Origin of the sequence: Clavibacter sp. MX14-G9D (genome assembly GCF_032917815.1) — a bacterium.
In the GTDB taxonomy this organism is placed as follows: domain Bacteria; phylum Actinomycetota; class Actinomycetes; order Actinomycetales; family Microbacteriaceae; genus Clavibacter; species Clavibacter michiganensis_K.
In genome coordinates this window covers 1-682 of sequence record NZ_JAVCVL010000429.1, presented here as the reverse complement: position 1 = coordinate 682, position 682 = coordinate 1, and the positions used below count along the sequence as shown (strand labels likewise).

Sequence of the window (682 nt, the reverse complement as noted above, 5' to 3'; positions counted from 1 at the left end):
CGGACGCCTCGCGGTTCCTCGTGGCCGTGAAGAACCGCCTCGAGGCGGGCGCCTTCGACGCCGACCTCGGCATCTAGGCACCTGCTCGGGATCCGCGACGCCCCTCACCGGTCGTCCATCAGGTCCCTGATCCGCCACCCGGCCTCCCCCCTGACGATCAGGAGGGAGGCCGGTCGGCGTTCCGGCCCCGATGGATCCCCGACCGGGGGCTCGGCCGACCCGGTCTCCGGCAGGAGCTGGACGAGCACCGTGTCGCCCATCCGCTGCGTGCCTCCCAGCCGGTCGTCCGCGTGCAGCGTCGTGACGTCGCGGCGCTCGTCGTCGGCGATGAGCGCCCGGTCCGCGTCCTCCACGGCGGACCCGGCTTGATCCGCTCGCGGGAGGCAGGCGACCTCGCGGGCCTGCACGCACGCGGCCCGGATGCGGAGGAGGGCCGACGCGGCCAGGGACGGATCGTCGCCGGCCGCCGCGCCGGAGTCCCCGTCCGCGTCCGCGGGTGTCGTCGCCGCGGAGGACGGCCCGGTGTCCGTCGGCACGGCTGAGGACGTCGCATCCTCGCTCCCGTCCTCCGCACCGGTGGAGCCACCTCGGGCGGAGCTCGCCATGGTCGGCAGGGCCGCGGCGCCGAGGGCCCCCGCCTCGAGGCGGTTCTTCACGGCCACGAGGAACCGCGAGGCGTCCG

The 682-nt window shown here is 76.1% G+C and carries 1 pseudogene; it reads right to left on the bottom strand.

Annotation, left to right across the window (positions count from 1 at the left end):
* Positions 1-104: 104 nt before the first annotated feature.
* A pseudogene (locus tag Q6969_RS16130) lies at positions 105-682 on the bottom strand (serine/threonine protein kinase); the annotation flags it as partial.